The 17,989-nt window shown below is 71.2% G+C and carries 15 protein-coding genes and 1 pseudogene; 9 read left to right on the top strand and 7 right to left on the bottom strand.

All coding sequences use genetic code 11. From position 1 onward, the window contains the following. The first annotated feature begins 37 nt into the window (after window positions 1-37). Entirely contained in the window at window positions 38-748 is a 711-nt protein-coding gene (locus C6Y14_RS24205; protein WP_107018888.1) for a GntR family transcriptional regulator, read from the top strand. A 76-nt stretch (window positions 749-824) separates the two neighbouring features. Here C6Y14_RS24205 and pgm read toward each other — a convergent pair whose 3' ends face one another. From pgm to C6Y14_RS24190, 3 genes are all read right to left on the bottom strand, one after another. Beyond that, window positions 825-2,465 carry a phosphoglucomutase (alpha-D-glucose-1,6-bisphosphate-dependent) gene (gene pgm, locus C6Y14_RS24200; RefSeq protein WP_107018887.1) on the bottom strand — a complete coding sequence of 547 codons (1,641 nt, stop codon included), beginning with the start codon at window positions 2,463-2,465 and terminating at the stop codon, window positions 825-827. Window positions 2,466-2,657: 192 nt separating this feature from the next. Then, complete coding sequence (locus C6Y14_RS24195) at window positions 2,658-3,305, bottom strand: CHRD domain-containing protein (RefSeq protein WP_107018886.1); 648 nt, start codon at window positions 3,303-3,305, stop codon at window positions 2,658-2,660. Between the two features lie 178 nt (window positions 3,306-3,483). Beyond that, entirely contained in the window at window positions 3,484-3,906 is a 423-nt protein-coding gene (locus C6Y14_RS24190; protein ID WP_107018885.1) for a secondary thiamine-phosphate synthase enzyme YjbQ, read from the bottom strand. Between the two features lie 136 nt (window positions 3,907-4,042). On the opposite strand from C6Y14_RS24190, the gene C6Y14_RS45900 reads away from it, so the two are divergent. From C6Y14_RS45900 to C6Y14_RS24180, 3 genes are all read left to right on the top strand, one after another. Next, window positions 4,043-4,126, top strand: coding sequence for a putative leader peptide (locus tag C6Y14_RS45900; RefSeq protein WP_373466074.1), 84 nt, complete (start codon window positions 4,043-4,045; stop codon window positions 4,124-4,126). 168 nt (window positions 4,127-4,294) lie between these two features. After that, window positions 4,295-4,888, top strand: a complete 594-nt coding sequence (locus tag C6Y14_RS24185) for an ATP-binding cassette domain-containing protein (RefSeq protein WP_107018884.1) — start codon at window positions 4,295-4,297, stop codon at window positions 4,886-4,888. A 48-nt stretch (window positions 4,889-4,936) separates the two neighbouring features. Further along, window positions 4,937-6,091: an NAD(P)-binding domain-containing protein gene (locus tag C6Y14_RS24180; protein WP_107018883.1), complete on the top strand. Its 1,155-nt coding sequence runs from the start codon at window positions 4,937-4,939 to the stop codon at window positions 6,089-6,091. Between the two features lie 131 nt (window positions 6,092-6,222). On the opposite strand, the gene mltG is transcribed toward C6Y14_RS24180, so the two are convergent. After that, window positions 6,223-7,068 carry an endolytic transglycosylase MltG gene (gene mltG / locus C6Y14_RS24175; RefSeq protein WP_107018882.1) on the bottom strand — a complete coding sequence of 282 codons (846 nt, stop codon included), beginning with the start codon at window positions 7,066-7,068 and terminating at the stop codon, window positions 6,223-6,225. 43 nt (window positions 7,069-7,111) lie between these two features. After that, the gene (locus C6Y14_RS24170; protein ID WP_199854832.1) at window positions 7,112-8,911 is read right to left on the bottom strand and encodes an ABC transporter ATP-binding protein; all 1,800 of its coding nucleotides are present in this window, start codon (window positions 8,909-8,911) and stop codon (window positions 7,112-7,114) included. Between the two features lie 95 nt (window positions 8,912-9,006). On the opposite strand from C6Y14_RS24170, the gene C6Y14_RS24165 reads away from it, so the two are divergent. Continuing rightward, window positions 9,007-9,525, top strand: a complete 519-nt coding sequence (locus C6Y14_RS24165; RefSeq protein WP_107018880.1) for a MarR family winged helix-turn-helix transcriptional regulator — start codon at window positions 9,007-9,009, stop codon at window positions 9,523-9,525. Window positions 9,526-9,638: 113 nt separating this feature from the next. Beyond that, complete coding sequence (locus C6Y14_RS24160; protein ID WP_107018879.1) at window positions 9,639-11,129, top strand: Gfo/Idh/MocA family protein; 1,491 nt, start codon at window positions 9,639-9,641, stop codon at window positions 11,127-11,129. An 8-nt stretch (window positions 11,130-11,137) separates the two neighbouring features. Here the strand turns inward: C6Y14_RS24160 and C6Y14_RS45125 are convergent. Continuing rightward, window positions 11,138-11,420: pseudogene (locus C6Y14_RS45125) on the bottom strand (peptide-N4-asparagine amidase); the annotation flags it as partial. Between the two features lie 151 nt (window positions 11,421-11,571). On the opposite strand from C6Y14_RS45125, the gene C6Y14_RS24155 reads away from it, so the two are divergent. After that, window positions 11,572-13,035 (top strand): glycosyltransferase family 39 protein, encoded by a 1,464-nt coding sequence (locus C6Y14_RS24155; RefSeq protein ID WP_225891242.1) that lies wholly within the window; start codon window positions 11,572-11,574, stop codon window positions 13,033-13,035. Between the two features lie 35 nt (window positions 13,036-13,070). On the opposite strand, the gene C6Y14_RS24150 is transcribed toward C6Y14_RS24155, so the two are convergent. Further along, window positions 13,071-13,832 carry a hypothetical protein gene (locus C6Y14_RS24150; protein ID WP_225891241.1) on the bottom strand — a complete coding sequence of 254 codons (762 nt, stop codon included), beginning with the start codon at window positions 13,830-13,832 and terminating at the stop codon, window positions 13,071-13,073. Between the two features lie 202 nt (window positions 13,833-14,034). Here C6Y14_RS24150 and C6Y14_RS24145 point away from each other — a divergent pair, with 202 nt between their 5' ends. Together C6Y14_RS24145 and C6Y14_RS24140 are read left to right on the top strand one after the other, a co-directional pair. Then, a complete protein-coding gene (locus tag C6Y14_RS24145) occupies window positions 14,035-15,834 on the top strand; it encodes an ABC transporter transmembrane domain-containing protein (RefSeq protein ID WP_107018878.1) in 1,800 nt (599 codons plus the stop codon). Next, window positions 15,831-17,621 (top strand): ABC transporter ATP-binding protein, encoded by a 1,791-nt coding sequence (locus C6Y14_RS24140; RefSeq protein WP_107018877.1) that lies wholly within the window; start codon window positions 15,831-15,833, stop codon window positions 17,619-17,621. Before C6Y14_RS24145 ends, C6Y14_RS24140 begins: the two co-directional genes overlap by 4 nt. Window positions 17,622-17,989 lie beyond the last annotated feature (368 nt).

Below are 17,989 nucleotides of genomic sequence, written 5' to 3'. Positions count from 1 at the left end.
GCAATACTTGTGCCGTGGTTCTACGTACGATGGGCGCATGGCTCAAACGAACGGGCGGACGAACCGGCGCGACATCTATCTGAAACTGCGCCAGATGGTCCTGACCCTCGAACTCGCCCCGGGCGCGGCCCTCTCGGAGAACGAACTCGCCGCGTCGATGGGCGTCAGCCGTACGCCGGTGCGGGAGAGCCTGATCCTGCTGGCCCAGGAGGGCCTGGTGCAGGTCTTCCCCAAGATCGGGTCGTTCGTGTCCCGCGTCGACCCGGGGCAGGTCGCCGACGCGCAGTTCCTGCGGGAGGCGGTGGAACTCGCCTCGTTGGACGATCTGCCCGCGGCGCTCGACCCCGCGATCGTCGGGGAGCTGCGGGCCAACCTCGACCGGCAGCGGCGGGCGGACCTCGGCCTGGAGGAGTTCTTCGGTCTGGACGAGGCGTTCCACCAGGGCCTGATGCGGCTGAGCGGGCACGGGAACGTCTGGACGACCGTCGCAGCCGCCAAGGGCCACCTGGACCGGGCCCGCCGCCTCGGCCTTCACGAGAACGTGTCACCGGCCGTGTTCGTCGCCCAGCACCGCGAGATCTTCGACGCGATCACCGGCGGGAACGTCCCACTCGCCCGCACGGCCATGCGCACACATCTGCGAGCCGTCTTCGACGACATCGAGCGCATCCGCGCCCACTCCCCCGAACTGTTCGCCACGGACGCGTCGTCCGTGCCGGTGCGGCGGAACATCGTGGTGTGGGAGTGAGCGCATCACGAGAAGTCGGGCGGCCGGAGCCCGAGCAGGTGTCAGGTGCCCCCTAGCAGGTGCCAGGTGTCAGGTGTCAGGTGTTCAGGGCCGCCAGCACCATGGACCTGGCCTCCTCCTGGATCTGCTGCAGGTGTTCCGGGCCCGAGAACGACTCCGCGTAGATCTTGTAGACGTCCTCGGTGCCCGAGGGGCGGGCCGCGAACCAGGCGTTGGCGGTGGACACCTTGACCCCGCCGAGGGCGGCGCCGTTGCCGGGGGCCTCGGTGAGCACCGAGGTGACCGGCTCGCCCGCGAGGGTGTCGGCGGTGACCTGGCGCGGGGACAGCTTCGCGAGCAGCGCCTTCTCCTCGCGGGAGGCCGGGGCGTCGATGCGCGCGTAGGCGGGGGCGCCGAAGCGCTCGGTGAGCCGTGCGTAGTGCTGGGAGGGTGTCTCGCCGGTGACGGCCGTGATCTCGGAGGCGAGCAGGGCCAGGATGATGCCGTCCTTGTCGGTGGTCCACACGGAGCCGTCGCGGCGCAGGAAGGACGCGCCCGCCGATTCCTCGCCGCCGAAGCCGAGCGTCCCGTCGGACAGGCCGTCCACGAACCACTTGAATCCGACCGGGACCTCGACCAGTGTCCGGCCGACGTCCGCCGCGACCCGGTCGATCATCCCGGACGACACGAGGGTCTTGCCGATCCCGGCCTCGGCGGGCCACTCCTTGCGGTGCGAGAACAGATAGGAGATCGCCACGGCCAGATAGTGGTTGGGGTTGAGCAGGCCGCCGTCCGGGGTGACGATGCCGTGCCGGTCGGCGTCGGCGTCGTTGCCGGTGGCGATGTCGAACCGGTCGCGCTGCTCGATGAGCGAGGCCATGGCGTACGGCGAGGAGCAGTCCATCCGGATCTTGCCGTCCCAGTCCAGCGTCATGAAACGCCAGGTGGGGTCGGCGAGCGGGTTGACCACCGTCAGGTCGAGCCGGTGCTGCTCGGCGATCCGGCCCCAGTAGGCGACCGAGGCGCCGCCCAGCGGATCGGCGCCGATGCGCACGCCGGCGGCCCGGATCGCGTCCAGGTCGAGCACGTTCGGCAGGTCGGCGACGTAGGTCCCGAGGAAGTCGTGGCGGCCGGTGCCGGGTGCAGCCAGGGCGCGGGTGTAGGGGATGCGGCGTACGTCCTTCATGCCCGCGGTGATGATGTCGTTGGCGCGGTCCTGGATCCAGGAGGTCGCCTCGGAGCCGGCCGGGCCGCCGTTCGGGGGGTTGTACTTGAAGCCGCCGTCGGCGGGCGGGTTGTGCGAGGGGGTGACCACGACACCGTCGGCGAGGCCGGAGGTGCGGCCCCGGTTGTGGGTGAGGATGGCGTGCGAGACGGCGGGGGTGGGCGTGTAGCCGTCGCCCTGGTCGATGAGGACGATCACGTCGTTGGCGGCGAACACCTCAAGGGCCGTGACCCGCGCGGGCTCGGACAGGGCATGGGTGTCGGCGCCCAGGAAGAGGGGGCCGTCGGTGCCCTGCGCGGTGCGGTACTCGCAGATGGCCTGGCTGGTGGCCGCGATGTGGTCCTCGTTGAACGCCGTCGCCAGCGATGAGCCGCGGTGCCCCGAGGTGCCGAACGCGACCCGCTGCCCGGGCTCGGCCGGGTCGGGGTGCAGCGCGTAGTACGCCGTGACCAGGCGGGCCACATCGACGAGGTCACCGGGTCCGGCGACCTGCCCTGCTCGCGCGTCCTGCATGTCCCGCTCCTTAAGCCTTCAGCAAGGTCGACCCTTGGGTCCGTTGCGTACCGGCTCATGGGTCCGTTGCGTACCGGCCCATGAGTCCGCTGCGTGCCGACCCATTCTCCCCTGCCCGGCCCTGCGGGACGCACACCGCGCGCGGTCGGTAAGGGCCCGGAACCCCGCAAGGCTCCCGGGCCCTCCCCCCTGCTAGGCGTCCTTGATGACGGCGGTGAGGGTGTCCTCGTTCATGGTGTCGGGTACGTCGACACCGGAGGGGAGCTTGTAGGCCTGGCCGCGGACGGCCCCGCCCGGGAACTCACCGGTGTGGATGTTGAAGTACCAGTTCCCGGGGTTGGCCTTGATGCCCTCCAGCAAGTCCTTGTCGTCGACGGTGACCGTACCGAAGACGAACTTCTTGCCGTCCTCCAGCTTCTTGGTGAAGAAGGGGATCTTCACATCGCCGTTGACACCCTTGACGCCCTTGTGGAGGTGGCCGAGGGTCGGCGTCTGAACACCGGTGAAGGTGAACGCGTAGGAAACCTGGTCGCCCTGGATCCGCATCAGGGCGAGCGCGTGCCCGTCCTTGTCCCCCACCGCGGGACCGCCCTCGACGGGGACCTCGTCGGCACCGGTCATCACCGAACCGAAGAAGGCCGCGTCCGCCGCGTTCTTCTCCCACTTGCCGACGCCCTGCGCACCGTCGTGCCCCGTACCGGATGACGCGTGCCCACCGCCGGCCGGGCTGCTCGCGGCGGAGCCGGCGCCGGTCACACCGTCTTCCCCGTTGCAGGCGGTCAGCAGAAGCGCACCCGTGACAGCGGATACGGCGATCATTGCAAAGCGCTTGCTCTTCATGGCAGTTGAGCCCTTCCCCGTGCTGCGACCGCGGCTGTTTCGCGGTCCGTCACCCACAACACGGACTGCCCCCACGGCACACCTCACCCCATGACAGGCCTGAGACATTCCTGAGACGGCCTGCGATCACTCGCGACGCGACCTTGACACTGAGCCCGGCGCGCGGGGTCCTGGAAGCTCAGCCCAGGAAGCTCAGCCGGACCGTGCGGTCGGGGTTGTCCTTGTTGGTGTCGACCAGGCACACCGACTGCCACGTCCCCAGTTCCAGTCGCCCTGCGAGTACCGGCAGCGTGGCGTGCGGAGGGACGAGCGCCGGGAGGACGTGGTCCCGGCCGTGACCGGGGCTCCCGTGGCGGTGCTGCCAGCGGTCGTCCGCGGGGAGGAGGGTGTGGAGGGCGGCGAGCAGGTCCTCGTCACTGCCCGCTCCCGTCTCCAGGACGGCCACGCCGGCGGTCGCGTGGGGCACAAAGACATTGAGCAGGCCGTCACGGCCGCCCGCCGCCTCCCGGAGGAAGGCCTCGCACTCACGGGTGAGGTCGACGACCGTCTCCGTGGAGCCGGAGGTGATGTTCAGGACACGGGTGGTGAAGGCATCGGACATGAACCAATCCTCACCCATGGGCGCAGGTCCACGCCTGCGACGCCTCCGCAGACCGGGCGGCTCCCGCCTTGGGACGCGGTGCCACTCCGCGAGACGGCATTGACCGTAGCCGACCGACCTGACTACGTTCGGCGGCATGTTGCGTTCAGTTCTGCTCACCACGCGCGGTCACATCGACCTGCTGCGGGTGGCCTCCGCCGCGTGTCGCACCGGCCGCTGACGCCTTCTCAGCCGTTCCCTCACTCCGCTCCGCGCTCCGCGCCGCAGCATCCGCCCGTTTCCGTGCGCCTGCCCGTCCGCGGGCCGAAACCGGGCCGCTGACGCGCACCCGCCCGCGCGCCCCACCGCGCCACGGCTCCTCCCCGACGCTCTCCAGCCATGGAATCCCGTGAGCATCAGCCATGCCCCACAGGTGGTACGCGTCGAAGGGCTGACGCGCGCCTTCGACGGCCGCGTCGTCATCGACGGTCTCCGGCTGGACATCGGACAGGGCGAGTTCGTGGCGCTGGTGGGTCGTCGTGGATGCGGCAAGTCCACCCTGCTGCGCATCCTCGCCGGACTCGACCATGACCTCCGGGGCACCGTGCTCGTACCACGCCGCAAGGCTCTCGCCCTCCTCGAACCGCGGCCGGTGCCGAGACCATGGAGAACGAAACGGGCCTCGCTGGACCGCGCGTTGGCGCATGAACCCGATCTTCTGCTGCTGGACGATCCGTTCGGCGCTCTGGACGCGCGGGCCCGGGCCAAGGCCCAGCGGCTCGTCGGCGACCTGTGGCGGCGCCGCGGCTGTGCCGTGCTCCTGGCCACACCCGACGTGGAGGAGGCCGTGCTGCTCGCCGACCGTGTTCTCGTGATGAAGGACGGGGTCATCGCGTACGGGGCCGCGGTCGGGCTGGACCGGCCGCGCGACCGCACCGACCCACGGTTCACGGAGCTGTGCGCCGGACTGCGGGAGCGCCTGGGTGCCGAACCGGCCGCCTGAACCCGCCCGCCCGGGAAGATCCGCGCCGCCCGCACAGTTGGTAGAAGCGTGAACAACACCGGAGCGCAGGTACGGGAACAGGCGCGGGACGAGGTACGGGACCGGGTACGGGAAGTCGATGTCGTCGTCGTGGGCGCCGGCCAGGCCGGTCTGTCCAGCGGCTATCACCTGCGGCGCACCGGCTTCGAGCCCGAGCGGGACTTCGTGGTCCTGGACCACGCGCCGCGGCCGGGCGGAGCCTGGCAGTTCCGGTGGCCGTCCCTGACGTACGGCAAGGTGCACGGCATGCACTCGCTGCCGGACATGGAGCTGACGGACGCGGATCCGGACCGGCCGTCCGCCGAGGTCGTCGCCGAGTACTTCGACACCTATGAGCACGCCTTCGACCTGCGCGTACGGCGACCGGTCGACGTGAAGGCCGTCCGCGAGGGCGACGCGGGACGGCTGCTCGTCGAGACGTCGGACGGTACGTGGTCCACGCGGGCGCTGATCAACGCGACGGGCACCTGGGACCGGCCGTTCTGGCCGCGCTATCCCGGTCAGGAGACCTTCCGCGGACGTCAGCTGCACACCGCCCAGTACGCCGGCCCGCAGGACTTCGCCGGACAGCGCGTCGTCGTGGTGGGCGGGGGCGCGTCCGGCACGCAGCATCTGCTGGAGATCGCCCCGTACGCGGCCGGGACCACCTGGGTGACGCGACGGCCACCGGTGTTCCGGGAGGGGCCGTTCAGCGAGGACGTGGGCCGGGAGGCGGTCGCCATGGTGGAGGAGCGGGTCCGGCAGGGGCTGCCGCCGAGGAGTGTCGTGTCGGTGACCGGGCTGCCGCTCAACGACGCGATCCGGCAGGGCCTCGCGGACGGGGTCCTGGACCGGCTGCCGATGTTCGACCGGATCGTTCCGGACGGTGTGGAGTGGGACGACGGGCGGCGCGTGGCGGCGGACGTCATCCTGTGGGCGACCGGTTTCCGCGCGGCGGTCGACCATCTGGCGCCGCTGCGGCTGCGCGAGCCCGGCGGAGGCATCCGTATCGAAGGGACCCGTGCGGCCGTCGATCCACGGATCCATCTCGTCGGGTACGGGCCGTCCGCGAGCACCATCGGGGCCAACCGTGCCGGGCGGGCGGCGGTGCGGGACATCAGACGGCTGCTTGCGGATACTCCGGTCGCTCCGGTCGCCCCTGCCGCGGTGGAGGCCACCGGCTGATCCGCACGATGTGTACGTGGGTCGGCGGCGCCCGAGCGACGACGTGAGGGATCTCCGCGATGACTTCCCGCGCCCCCGGAGGGGCGCGGCGGGCCCCTGGCGCACCTGCCACGCCGTGGTCGCGGCCCGGCTCAGCCCGACGACGCCGAGGCACCCTTGCCGGCGCGGTTGAACTCGGCGACGTTCCTCTTGTGCTCCTCGTAGTCGGCCGTGAAGCGCGTGTCGCCCCGCTTGACCGTGACGAAGTACAGCCAGTCGCCCTGGGTCGGCGTGACCGCGGCACGCATCGCCTCCTCACCGGGATTCGCGATCGGCGTCGGCGGCAGCCCCATCCGCGCGTACGTGTTGTACGGGCTTTCGAGCTGTGTGTCGTTCTCGCTGGTCCGCAGGGTGCTGCGGTTGAGCGCGTAGTTGATGGTGGAGTCCATCTGCAGCGGCATGCCCCGGTCGAGCCGGTTGTAGATCACCCGGGCCACCCTGCCCATGTCCGCCTTGGTGGCCGCCTCCGCCTGCACGATGCTCGCGACGGTGACGGTCTGGTAGACGTTCATCGCGTTGCGTTCGGCCCCGGCCGTGACCGTGCCCCCGCCGAACTTCTTGTTCGCCGTGTCGACCATGTACGTGAGCAGGGAGACGGGGGTCGACTTCTTGTCGAGGGGATAGGTCGCGGGGAAGAGGTAGCCCTCGGGGTTGCCGCTCGCGTCGTTGGGCAGTTTGAGGCGGGCCTTGTCCAGGGACTTCTTGCTGGAGCCGGCGGGCAGGGCGAGGGCCTTGTCCATGGCGGCGTAGACCTGGCCGGTGCGCCAGCCCTCCGGGATCACCAGGGTCCGGGGTTCGTTCCTGTCGTCCGTGCTCAGCAGCGGCACCGCCACGGCGGTGGCCGCCACGACGGCGCCGGTCGCGATGAGGGCGGTCCGGCCCCGGCGCGTCAGTCGGATCGTTCTCCGTGGCGGAGTGGGCGGAGTGTAGTTCTGCATGCGGGCACGTTAACCCGCATATCGTTCCAAACTCGACATATCTTCATCTTGTTGGCTCCAGTTGGGCGTCCCTGCGGACCAGAGCGGCGTAAGGCCCGTCCCGCTCCAACAGCTCCTCGTGCGTGCCCCGTTCGGCGGTGCGCCCGCGGTCGAGGACCACGATCTGGTCGGCGCCCCTAATGGTGGACAGCCGGTGCGCGATGGTGATGGTCGTCCGGTTGGCCGACAGTGCGTCGATGGCCTCCTGGACGGCTCGCTCGGTACGGGTGTCCAGCGCGCTGGTGGCCTCGTCGAGGATCAGGACGGGCGGATCGCGCAGGATCGTGCGGGCGATGGCGAGACGCTGCTTCTCCCCGCCGGAGAACCGGTGTCCGCGCTCCCCCACCACCGTGTCGTACCCGTCGGGCAGGGACGCGATGTGGTCGTCGATCTGCGCGGCCTTCGCGGCGGCGCGCAGCTCGTCGTCGGTGGCGTCCGGCTTGGCGAACCGCAGGTTGTCGGCGACCGTGGCGTGGAAGAGGTACGTCTCCTGCGAGACGACGCCTATCCCCCGCGCGAGGGTGTCGAAGTCGAGGTCGCGCACGTCCACCCCGTCGAGGGTGACACGGCCGCCCGTGACGTCGTACAGCCGCGGGACGAGGTGGCTGAGGGTGGACTTGCCGGCGCCGGTCTGGCCGACGACGGCGAGACTGCTGCCGGCGGGCACGGTGACGTCGATGCCGTCGAGGATCGGGCCGCTCTTGTCGTCGTACCGGAATTCGACGCCCTCGAAGCGCACTTCACCCTTGACCTGGTCGAGGTGAACCGGCCGCTCGGGCTCCGTGATGTCGACGGGCAGGTCGAGGTACTCGAAGATGCGCTGGAACAGGGCGAGCGAGGCCTGGATCTGGACGCCGGTGGACAGCAGGCTGACGGCCGGTCGGAACAGCCCCTGCTGGAGCGAGACGAACGCCACCAGGGTGCCGATGGAGACCGAGGGGCCGCCGAGCTGGAGGGCCATTCCCGCGGCCCAGTAGATGACGGCGGGCATGGCGGACATGACGATGCCGATGACGGCCATCCGCCAGCGCCCCGCCATGTTCGACCGGACCTCCAGGTCGACGAGGCTCTCGGACTCCTGCGCGAAGGAGCGGGTGAGGGAGTCGGAGCGGCCCATCGTGCGGCCCAGCACGATGCCGCTCACGGAGAGCGACTCGGTGACCGTGGCGGCCATGACCGCCATCTGCTTCTGACGCTGGGTGGTGATCTTCTTGCGCTCGTTGCCGACGCGGCGGCTGATCCACACGAACACCGGCAGCAGGAGCAGCGAGACGACGGTCAGCCGCCAGTCGAGGGCGACCATCGCGACGATCGTGGCGACGACGCTCGTGAGGTTGGAGACCAGGGAGGTGGCGGTCGAGGTGACCGTCGCCTGCATCCCGCCGATGTCGTTCGCGATGCGCGACTGGACCTCGCCGGTACGTGTCCTGGTGAAGAAGGCGAGCGACATGCGCTGCAGCCGGTCGTAGACGGCCGTGCGCAGGTCGTGCATGACACGCTGGCCGACCGTGGTGGAGATCAGGGTCTGCAGGACTCCGAAGACACCGCCGAGCACGGCGCTGAGGATCATGCCCAGCGCGAGCAGGCTCAGCAGGCCGGTGCGGCCCTGCGGGATCGCGGTGTCCAGGATCTCCTTGAGCAGGAAGGGCGTGGCGACCGAGACCAGGGACGCGGCGCCGACGAGCAGGCCGACGACGGCCAGCCGGCCGCGGTAGGGACGGAAGAGGGTGAGGATACGGCGCACCTGCCGGGGCTGTCCTGGCTCGACGGGTGGCGGCGTCCAGTTGATGTCGTCGCGGGGCAATGGGCTCCTACGGTGGTGAGAAGAAACGGATTGACGGAGCATAGCTCATTGTTACCTATACTCACAATGAACTAGGTCCTGATATTGTTCCCGGCATGGACACCCCCGACGCCGACGGCCTGCTCGCCGAGCAGCTGCTGCGGTTGACCCGCCGTGTGCACCGCATCCAGAAACGCCATCTCCAGTCGCGGGGGCTCGGCATCACCCCGGCGCAGTCCCGGTTGCTGCGCACCCTCGCCCACTACGGCTCACCGCCGCGCATGGCCGATCTGGCAGAACGGCTTGAGGTGGTGCCGCGGGCCGTGACGACGCTGGTCGACGGCCTGGAGGCGAGCGGCAAGGTACGACGTGTACCCGACCCCACCAACCGGCGGGTCATCCGCATCGAGCTCACGGAGGACGGCGGGCGGGTGCTGCGGGAGCTGCACGGCGCGCGCCGGGAGGCCGCGGAGGACATCCTCGCGCCCCTCACGGACGACCAGCGCGCGGTACTGGGCGGGCTGCTGGACACGCTGGTCGACGGTACTTCCGTCTCGGCCGACGGGGGCGAAACCGCTGCCGGCGCCCATGCCGCCGCCGATGCCGCCACCCGAGGGGCCGGACACGACTGCTGACGGCCCGGCGCGGAAAGTCCAACTCCCCGGCCAGTTCCGTCCCTTGCCCCCCGGCCGGCCCCCTAGGAGGGTGACAGCGCGGTGAACCCGCGCTCCCCCACCGAGGAGGTCCGATGCACGACGAGAACGCGACACCGGAATCCAGAGCCGAAGCCGACGAGAACCCCGAGGGCCACTCCCGGCGCTCCGTACTGCGCACGGCGGGCGTCACCGGAACGGGACTGGGCCTGGGGCTGGGCCTCGGCGCCCTCGCGGCGGGCGGCGGCACGGCGCACGCCGCCGCATCCGGGGCGTCGGCGGAAGCCGCCGCGGACGGCGAACCCGCCGCACCCGCCGCGCAGGGCAGAACCATGATCGGCGTGCCGTTCGAACGGCGTAAGACCGTACGGGTCGGGATCATCGGACTCGGCAACCGCGGCGGCGGCATGATCGACCTCTTCCTGGCCCTCGACGGCGTCCGTGTCGTCGCACTGTGCGATCCGGTCAAGGACAAGGCCGCGGGAGCCGCGGCCAAGGTGGTGGCCGCGGGCCAGCCCGCCCCGGCGACGTACACGAAGGGCGAGCACGACTTCGTCGCCCTCTGCGCACGCGGTGACCTCGACTTCGTGTACGTGGCGACGCCCTGGGACCTGCACTTCGAGATGGCGCGCACGGCCATGCTCAACGGCAAGCACGTCGGCGTGGAGTGTCCGGTCGCGATGCGGCTCGACCAGCTCTGGGAACTGGTCGACCTCTCCGAACGCACCCGCAGACACTGCATGCAGCTGGAGAACTGCTGCTACGGCCGCAACGAGATGCGGGTCCTGCGCATGGCGCACGCGGGGAAGTTCGGCCGACTCCTGCACGGCGCCGGGGCCTACAACCACGATCTGCGCGGCCTGATGTTCGACCCGGACTACTACGAAGGGCCCTGGCGGCGGCTGTGGCACACCCGGCTGCGCGGCGACCTCTACCCGAACCACGGCTTCGGCCCGGTCGCCAACTACATGGACGTCAACCGCGGTGACCGCGTCACCCACATCTCCAGCTTCGGCACCCCCTCGCTCGGCCTCGCCGAGTACCGCGCGGAGCACATGCCGCCGGGCGACCCGAGCTGGAAGGAGACGTACATCGAGAGCGACCGGACCATCAGCCTCGTGCAGACCGCCAAGGGGCGGGTGATCCGGCTCGAACATGATGTGTCGACGCCACACCCCTACTCGCGGATCAACAGCCTCGGCGGCACGAAGGGTGTGTTCGAGGACTACCCCGAGCGGATCTATATAGAGCCGGACCACACGGACGACGCCTGGGGCGACTTCTCGGCGTACGCGGAGTGGGACCACTGGCTGTGGAAGGAGCACTCCGACCCGCCCGGCGGACACGGCGGGATGGACTACATCATGCTGTTCCGTCTGATGCAGTCCATCCGCCTCGGGCTGGTACCGGACTTCGACGTCTACGACGCCGCCACCTGGACCGCCCCGGTGCCGCTGAGCCACGCCTCCATCAAGGCGAACGGGGCACCGCAGGCGATCCCGGACTTCACCCGAGGCCTGTGGAAGAAGGAACGACAGGGCATGGACTCGCCGAAACCGCAGGACGACCTCCGACGGAACGGCTGAGGTCTGTCCACGACGGACGCCCGGTCCCCCGGGGACAGCGCGGTCCGCCGCCGGTCACCCGCACCGAGCGCAGGGGGCGCCGTCCATGGTGTCCGTGCGGGTCGTCGCGGCGGGCCCGCGCCCTTCCACGGTGACCTTCTCGTCGTCGGTCCAGGCCCCGTCGAGCTCGTCCGTGTTCTCACCGTCGGTCCAGCGGTGCACGGAACCGGGCGTGAACGTGGAGGAGTTCGCGAGGTCGCCGGTCCTGTGGGCGGCGAGCTTCCCGGTGACGTGCGTGCTCCTGGCGTCCTGCCGGCCCGCAATGCTGCCTCGGGCTCCGACGGTAACCCTCGACCGGATCGGGCCTCGTCAGTACCGTGGTCCGACCGGTTGGCGAGGGGGCACTGTGGATCGGGAACGGGACGACGCACCGCGCGGGTTACCCCGGTTCACCCTCGGCCCCGTGGCGGCCCTGGCAGCTGTCCTGGCCGTGGCGCTGACCGCGCTGTCGGGCCGGTACGGCTACCACCGGGACGAGTTGTACTTCCTTGCGGCAGGCGATCACCCGGCGTGGGGATACGTCGACCAGCCGCCGCTCACACCACTGATCGCACGGGCCGCCACCGAACTGTTCGGGAACTCGGTTGCCGGGCTGCGCGTACCGGCGACGCTCGCCTTCGTCGCATCCGTCGTCGTGGTCGCCCTCGTCGCGCGGGAGTTGGGCGGCGACCGGCGGACGCAGGTGCTCGCCGCCGGGCTCGCGGGCGTGTCCGCACAGCCGCTGGCGGTCGGACACCTGCTGTCGACCGCCGGCTTCGATCTGCTGGCGTGGCTGGTGATCTGCTGGCTGACGCTGCGGCTGCTGCGCACGGGTGACGGGCGGTGGTGGCTGCCGATCGGCCTGTGCGTCGGGGTCGGCCTGCTGAACAAGTACCTGGTGGCGCTGCTTGTTCTCGCCCTGCTCGCGGCCGTGCTCGCCGTCGGCCCGCGGCGGGTGCTGCGCAGCCCGTGGCTGCCCGTCGGCGCGGCAGCGGCCCTCCTTGTCGCGGCACCCAACCTGTGGTGGCAGGCCGAGCACGACTGGCCGCAGCTGACCGTGGCGGAGGGGATCGGCACGGACGACGGGGCCGAAAACCGGACCCTGTTCCTACCGCAGCAACTCATCTACCTCTCCCCGCTGTTCGTGCCCGTGTGGGTGATCGGCTGGCTGCGGCTGTGGCACGATCCGCCGCTGCGCTGGGCCCGGGCGACGGCGGTGGCGTACCCGGTGTTGTGCGTGCTGGTCCTGGCGCTGGGCGGCAAGGGGTACTACGTCGTTCCGCTGCTGCTCGTGCTGCTCGTGGCGGGCTGCGAACCCGCTGTCGGCTGGGTGCGGCGGCACGGCCGCACCTGGCCCGTGGCGGCCGTCGTCGCGATCAACGCGGCGGTGACCCTGCCCGTGCTGCCGCGGAGCGCGCTCACCGTGCCGCTGGCGCTCAACAAGGAGCAGGGCGAGCAGATCGGCTGGCCGGAACTGGCCGACGCGGCCGAGGAGGGGTGGTCCACGATTCCCGCACCCAAGCGGGCACGGGCCGTGGTCTTCACGCGGAACTACGGCGAGGCGGGCGCCCTGGACCGCTACGGGCCCGCGCGCGGGCTGCCTCGCCCCTACTCCGGCCATATGAGCTACGCCGACTGGGGTCCGCCGCCCGACTCGATGGACGGACCGGTGCTCGTCGTCCAGCAGGAGGACGCGGACGGTGCGGAGCGGTACTTCACCGACTGCCGGCAGGTCGCCCGCGTGGACAACGGAGACGGCGCTCCGGACGGCGAAGGGGCGGAGAACGACGAGGTGGAGAACGAGGAGCAGGGCGCGGCGGTGCTGTTGTGCTCGGGGACCACGAAGCCGTGGTCCCGGTTGTGGCCTTCGCTGCGCCACTACTACTGAGGGCGGTGGGGGCGGGGCCCGGTGGTGAGGGGCTGTCAGGCCTTGAGGTCCGCCTTGTCGCCCATCACCACGACCGGGTGCCGGTCGGGGTCGAGGGTGCGCAGCAGGTACTGCATGCCCGACTTGGACAGGCTCACGCAGGCCGACGTACCGCTGCCGTGGTCCATGTGCAGCCAGATGCTGCCGCCCTTGGACTGGCCCTGGGGACGGGTCGGGTCGTTCGGCGAGGTGCCCTTGACGCGGTTGTAGTCGATGGCGATGACGTGGTCGAAGTCGTGCCAGTGCGACTTGGCCCAGTAGTGCGGGGCCTGGAAGCCCGAGGATTGCGTGTACGGGAGCTTGGCGCCGGGGTCGGCGAGGACACCGCCCGAGTCGCTGAGCGTGAACACTCCGACGGGGCTGCGCTTGTCGCCCTCGTTGTGGTCGGTCGTCCAGCCCTTCTTGCCGTTGTGCCCTTCCCAGCTACGCGTCTTGTCCCAGGTGGAGCCGGACTTGGTGTAGAGGACGATCGTGGACTTCGCCGAGTCCTTGCCCTGTCCGTAGACCGCGACGACCTGCCGGGAGTTCGCGGGGATCTGCTTCTGCAGCTTGTCCCCCACGTCGGGGATGCGCTTGAGGTCGACCGTGCGCGCCTGTCCGGGCCGTGACCCGCCGCCCGCCTGCCCGTTGCTCTTCTTCCCGCTGCCGTCGTCCGAACCGCCGCAGGCCGCCAGTGGCATGACCAGGGCGCCCAGGACCGCGGCCACGGCCGTCGTGCGTATCCGTCCGTTCTTGTGCATCCGTCCGTTCTCGTGCATCCGTCCATCGTCGCACCACGACGCGGGCGACCGTGTAAACCCTTTCGACCTGGCGGTCATATCCGGGCGGTCCGGGCCGAATCTTTGCCTCACGACGGAAAAGCGTTTGCCTGCGGACACGCTGCGACGCGAACCTGACACGGTTTGTTGCCTCCCCACGTGTTGCCTCTCCACCTCCGTACTACGAGCCCTTTGGGACGTCATGCAGATTCAAGACCTTCCGTATCCCGACCCGGGTGTGCCGGACGCACGCTCGGGGCCCCGATTCCTGGTATGGCTCGGCCGGAATCAGCTCGGCGGACAGCTGAAGGCCCTGGTCTGGGGGCTGCTGCACTTCCTGTCCGTGTCCGCCCTGCCCTTCTGCGTCGGCTTCGCCGTCCAGGCCGTCGTGGACCGCTCCGGAGCGCGGCTGGCCCTGGCGGGCGGGCTGCTCGCCCTGTGCGGCTTCGGTATCGCGCTCGGCGACACCATGCTGCACCGGGCCGCGGTCACCAACTGGATCACCGCGGCCGCGCGCGTGCAGCAGCTGCTGGCCCGCAGGACCGCCCTGCTGGGCTCCGCGCTGACCCGCCGCGTCGCGGCCGGCGAGATCGTGGCGGTCTCGACGGGCGACGTCGAGAAGATCGGTTGGTTCGTGGAAGCCGTGTCGCGGTTCACCGCGGCCGCGGTGACCGTCGTGCTCGTCTGCGTCGCCCTCGTCGTCTACCAGCCGGCACTCGGCGTCGTCGTCGCCGTGGGCCTGCCCGTCCTGGCGCTGTCGGTGCTGCCGCTGCTGCCCCGTGCCACCCGCCGCGCCGACTTCCAGCGCGAGAAGGCGGGACGCGCCACCGAACTGGCCTCGGACACCGTCGCAGGCCTGCGCGTGCTGCGCGGGATCGGCGGCGAGGAACTCTTCCTCGACCGCTACCGCCGTGCCTCGCAGGAGGTCCGGCACGCCGCCGTGCGCAGTGCCCGCATGTGGGCACTGATCCACGCTATCCAGGTCTTCCTGCCCGGTCTGCTGCTGATCGTGGTCGTCTGGCAGGGCGTGCACCTGGCCCGCGAGGGCCGGATCACCGTCGGTGAGATGGTCACCGTCTACAGCGCGGTCATGATCCTCACCTACCCTTTGCGGCACTTCACCGAGATCGCGATGGCGTACTCCTTCTCCCGGCCGTCCGCCAGGCGTGCGGCGCGGGTGCTGTCCCTCGAACGGGCCACGGACGGCGAGGGATCGCGCGAGGCCCTCGTGCCGACCGGGGACCTGTACGACCCCGCGACCGGTCTGCTCGCGCCTGAGGGACGGCTCACCGCCGTGGTGTGCGGCGACCCGGACGCCGCGGGTGAACTGGCCGAACGGCTCGGCGGTCATACGGCCGAGTCCTCGGAACTGCCGTCCGCGCTGGTCGGAGGCGTACCGCTCGACGAACTGCCCCTCGACTTCGCCCGCAGGGCCGTCCTCGTCCAGGACAAGGATCCGGTCCTGCTCTCCGGCACGCTGCGCGAACTGCTCGACGTGCCCTCCTCGGGAGACGTCAGCCCCGCGGAGGCGCTGTCCGCGGCCCAGTGCGGCGATGTCCTGGACGCGCTCGTCCAGGGTTCGCTGGACGCCGACGACCCGATGGACGCCCGGATCACCGAACGCGGCCGGTCCCTGTCCGGCGGCCAGCGCCAGCGTCTCGCCCTGGCCCGGTCGCTGGTCACGGCCCCGGGCGTACTGGTCCTGGACGAACCGACGTCCGCGGTCGACTCGCACACCGAGGCGCGCATCGCCGACGGGATCCGCTCCCTGCGGCAGGGACGCACGACGGTGGTCTTCACCTCCTCGCCGCTGCTCCTCGACCACGCGGACCGGGTCGTACTCGTCCACGAGGGCGAGGTGGCGGCGGTCGGCGTGCACCGCGAGCTGCTGCACAGCGACGTGCGATACCGCGCCGTGGTGACCCGCGAGACGGACGACGAGGCCGCCGAACAGGAACTGAACCAGCTGCAGGAACTGGAAGAGATCGAGGAGACGGCATGATCGGCGTAGCGCCCCCGGCCTACGATCCGGCGGCCCCGACGACCGCGGAGACCCTGCCCGTCGGAGCCCCCACGACCGTACGCGCCTACGTGGCCGAACTGTTCCGACGGCATCGCCGGACCTTCCTGGTGCTCGTCACCGTCAACACGGTCGCCGTCGTCTCCTCGATGGTGGGCCCCTATCTGCTGGGCTCCCTGGTCCAGCACGTCTCCGAAGGCACGACCGCCGCCCGCGAACTGCACCTGGAGCGCACCGCCGCGCTGTTCGCCCTCGCCCTGGTCGTCCAGGCCGTGTTCGTGCACCAGGTGCAACTGCGCGGGGCCATGCTCGGCGAGCGGATGCTGGCCGACCTGCGCGAGGACTTCCTCGTACGGGCCGTGGGGCTGCCGCCCGGCGTCCTGGAGCGGGCCGGTACGGGCGATCTGCTCTCCCGCATCACCACGGACATCGACCGGCTGGCCAACGCCATGCGCGAGGCCGTGCCCCAGCTGGCCATCGCCGTGGTGTGGGTGGCGCTGCTGCTCGGCGGGCTCGTCGTGACCGCGCCGCCGCTCGCGCCCGCGGTACTGGTCGCCGTCCCGATCCTGGTGGTCGGCTGCCGCTGGTACTTCAAGCGCGCCGCGTCCGGCTACCGCTCCGAGGCCGCCGGTTACGCGGCCGTGGCCGCCGTGCTCGCCGAGACCGTGGACGCCGGGCGCACCGTCGAGGCACACCGCCTGGGCGAGCGCCGGATCGCGCTGTCGGACCAGCGGGTCAAGGAGTGGACGGCCTGGGAGCGGTACACCCTCTGGCTGCGGTCGGTGCTCTTCCCGGTCGTCAACGCCACCCACACCACGGTCCTCGGCTCGGTCCTCATGATCGGCGGCTACTTCGTCCTCCAGGGCTGGATCGACGTGGGCCAGCTGACCACGGGCGCCCTGATCGCTCAGATGCTCGTCGACCCGGTGGGTCTGATCCTGCGCTGGTACGACGAGCTGCAGGTGGCCCATGTGTCGCTGGCACGGCTGGTGGGCGTCCGCGAGATCGAGCCGGACGCGGGTGACGGGGCGCTGGCCCCCGACGGCCGTGACGTGCACGCCGACGAGGTGCACTTCGGCTACCGGGCGGGCGTCGACGTGCTGCGCGAGGTCTCCCTTGCGGTCGCGCCCGGCACCCGGCTGGCCCTGGTCGGCCCGTCCGGCGCGGGCAAGTCCACCCTGGGCAGGCTGCTCGCCGGGATCTACGCGCCCCGCACAGGCCACGTCACCCTGGGCGGCGCCGAACTGTCCCGCATGTCCGCGGAACGGGTCCGCTCCCACGTCGCCCTGGTCAACCAGGAACACCACGTGTTCGTCGGCGCCCTGCGCGACAACCTGCTCCTCGCCCGCACGGGTGCCGTCGACGCCGAGCTGTGGGCCGCCCTCGGCGCGGTCGACGCCGACGGGTGGGCGCGGGCGCTCGACGACGGCCTCGACACCGAGGTCGGCTCGGGCGGTGTCGCGCTCACACCGGCCCAGGCCCAGCAGATCGCGCTCGCCCGCCTGGTGCTCGCGGACCCGCACACGCTGGTCCTGGACGAGGCCACCTCGCTCCTCGACCCGCGGGCGGCCCGGCACCTGGAACGTTCCCTGGCCCGGGTCCTGGACGGCCGCACCGTGGTCGCCATCGCCCACCGGCTGCACACCGCCCACGACGCGGACGTCATCGCCGTCGTCGAGAACGGCCGCATCAGCGAACTCGGCAGCCACGATCAACTGGTCACCGCCGACGGCGCGTACGCGGCACTGTGGCGGTCTTGGCACGGGTGAAGGGGTGCGCGGGCGTGGGCGGGTCGGCCGGGGCGATTCGGCCGCGGACCTACCGGCCGCAGACCCGCCGCGGACCGGCCGGGGGCGGGCCAGCTGGGGGGCGGACCAGCCAGGGTTGGGTTGCCTCAGGTGACCGGCTGCGGGCGGTCCGGCAGTAGGCACGCTGCCACCGAGTGGTCCGGCCGCGGGCGGACCGACCGCGGGCGGGTTGCCCCAGGGGGGCCGTCCACGGGCGACACGGCCGTGGCCGGCTGCCCACGGGCGGTCCGGCCGCGGGTCGGTCGCCCCGAGTGGTCCGGCCGTGGACAGGCTGCCACCAGGCGGTCCGGCCGGGCCAGCGGGTCGGTGCCGGTCGGGCCTGGCCGACC

Source organism: Streptomyces dioscori, assembly GCF_003024195.1.
Lineage (GTDB): Bacteria > Actinomycetota > Actinomycetes > Streptomycetales > Streptomycetaceae > Streptomyces > Streptomyces dioscori.
The sequence above is the reverse complement of the archived record's forward strand: the minus strand, read 5'-3'. Positions and strand labels throughout refer to the sequence as shown.

Coding starts and splice junctions, on each gene's coding strand:
- C6Y14_RS24140 (WP_107018877.1), top strand. CDS start 15,831: ATGATCGGCGTAGCGCCCCCGGCCTACGATCCGGCGGCCCCGACGACC.
- C6Y14_RS24160 (WP_107018879.1), top strand. CDS start 9,639: ATGCACGACGAGAACGCGACACCGGAATCCAGAGCCGAAGCCGACGAG.
- C6Y14_RS24190 (WP_107018885.1), bottom strand. CDS start 3,906: ATGTCCGATGCCTTCACCACCCGTGTCCTGAACATCACCTCCGGCTCC.
- C6Y14_RS24195 (WP_107018886.1), bottom strand. CDS start 3,305: ATGAAGAGCAAGCGCTTTGCAATGATCGCCGTATCCGCTGTCACGGGT.
- C6Y14_RS24205 (WP_107018888.1), top strand. CDS start 38: ATGGCTCAAACGAACGGGCGGACGAACCGGCGCGACATCTATCTGAAA.
- C6Y14_RS24150 (WP_225891241.1), bottom strand. CDS start 13,832: ATGCACGAGAACGGACGGATGCACAAGAACGGACGGATACGCACGACG.
- pgm (WP_107018887.1), bottom strand. CDS start 2,465: ATGCAGGACGCGCGAGCAGGGCAGGTCGCCGGACCCGGTGACCTCGTC.
- C6Y14_RS24165 (WP_107018880.1), top strand. CDS start 9,007: ATGGACACCCCCGACGCCGACGGCCTGCTCGCCGAGCAGCTGCTGCGG.
- mltG (WP_107018882.1), bottom strand. CDS start 7,068: ATGCAGAACTACACTCCGCCCACTCCGCCACGGAGAACGATCCGACTG.
- C6Y14_RS45900 (WP_373466074.1), top strand. CDS start 4,043: ATGTTGCGTTCAGTTCTGCTCACCACGCGCGGTCACATCGACCTGCTG.
- C6Y14_RS24145 (WP_107018878.1), top strand. CDS start 14,035: ATGCAGATTCAAGACCTTCCGTATCCCGACCCGGGTGTGCCGGACGCA.